The sequence below is a fragment of the Halobacillus sp. BBL2006 genome (genome assembly GCF_000786645.1).
GTDB lineage: Bacteria > Bacillota > Bacilli > Bacillales > Halobacillaceae > Halobacillus.
Genome location: NZ_JRNX01000907.1, coordinates 1 through 1,669, shown reverse-complemented (window position 1 = coordinate 1,669; position 1,669 = coordinate 1). Strand labels below are relative to the sequence as shown.

1 protein-coding gene is annotated in these 1,669 nt (G+C 41.6%); it reads left to right on the top strand.

Translation table 11 applies throughout. The features are described 5' to 3' along the window. Positions 1-335: 335 nt before the first annotated feature. Positions 336-1,669, top strand: a 1,334-nt coding sequence (locus LD39_RS20970) for a peptide MFS transporter (protein ID WP_035553467.1), incomplete at its 3' end; no start/stop codon positions are given.

Sequence of the window (1,669 nt, the reverse complement as noted above, 5' to 3'; positions counted from 1 at the left end):
TAATTATTTTTCTGCGAAACTTCTCTTAAACCTTTATAGGGTGAATAGATAAGTACTTCGTTTTTTACATAAATTTTTGAAAAAAATGACTTATTTCTTAAGAGATAGAATTGTATGTTAATTCATAGCCAATTCCATAAAAATAGTCCCGCAATTCTTAGTCTATAAGAATTAGAAAGGTGAATCTTGACTTAGGAGAGAAGACCATTTTTTGTAAAATTTGAAACAATACCAACATAAAGACTTTTTAATCTAGTGCTTACATTCGGTGAAATTTATTCTATAATTGTCTGCGTTCACAAAAATTCAACAATTTTCGACCTGGAGGTAATATTGTGCAAGCAACCGCAGATAATGCACCGAAACAGGGAAAAGGCAAGCATCCCCCTGGATTATTTCTTTTGTTCATTACAGAAATGTGGGAGCGCTACAGCTTTTATGGAATTAGATCCTTCCTCGTTCTCTATTTGACGGCTGAGCTCGTCAGCGGAGGACTCGGTATGAATGAGGAGCAAGCTTTATTACTATACGGAAACTATATTGGTTTAGTTTACCTGACCCCGATGATCGGTGGCTGGTTGACTGACAAGTTTATGGGCTTACGAACCGGGATTACTATTGGCGGAATCACAATGGCTCTTGGTGACTTTACCCTGTTCTTAATTCAAGAACAATGGGGGCTCTATTTAGGGTTGTTATTACTAATTATTGGAAACGGTTTCTTTAAACCGAACATTTCTACCCTTGTCGGAGAGCTTTATGACAAGAATGATAAGCGGAAAGATTCTGCTTTCACCATTTTCTACATGGGAATCAATCTTGGAGCGCTATTCTCTCCACTAGTGGCAGGACTGCTCTATCAAGATTTCTTCTATTCCACAGTGAATGGAGTGGAGCACTTTGGCTTTAAGTTCGCCTTCTTAGCTTCATCGATCGGTATGATCATCGGTCAAGTGTTGTTTAATGCACTGGCTAAGAAATACCTTGGTGATGTAGGAACGAAACCATCACAAGCAAAAGCGGCACCAAACAATTCAGAAAAAGCGAAGCCTTTAACTAAACAAGAAAAACACCGCACCTTAGTGGTTTTGATCTTAGCTGTGTTTGTCATCATGTTCTGGGTTGGCTTTGAGCAGGCAGGAGCATCCTTCACGCTTTACACAAGAGACTTCGTCGATCGGACGATATTCGGCTATGAAGTTCCTGTATCCTGGTTCCAATCTTTGAACCCACTGTTCATTCTGCTATTGGCACCAGTGGTATCAGCGTTCTGGCTAAAGCTGTCCAACTCGAAGCGCGGAGACTTTAGTGTACCGACGAAAATGGCCTTTGGTTTAATGCTGCTTGGGCTTGGATTCATGGTGCTTGTTCCAGCTGTATTAATGACAGGTAGTGATGAACAAAACATCACGGTCCATGCGAGTGCCGCCTTTATGGTTGTCACTTATCTCCTGCATACGCTCGGGGAACTATGTTTATCACCCATCGGATTGTCGATGGTGACGAAAATGTCTCCAGTCAAATTCGCATCCGTCCTGATGGGAGTGTGGTTCTTGAGTAACGCAGCCGCCAACAAGCTGGCTGGTGTGGTTGCTTCATGGACTACGAAGGCTGGATATCTGGAAATCTATGCTTATATCGGGATCGCAGCGATTGGTCTTGGATTATT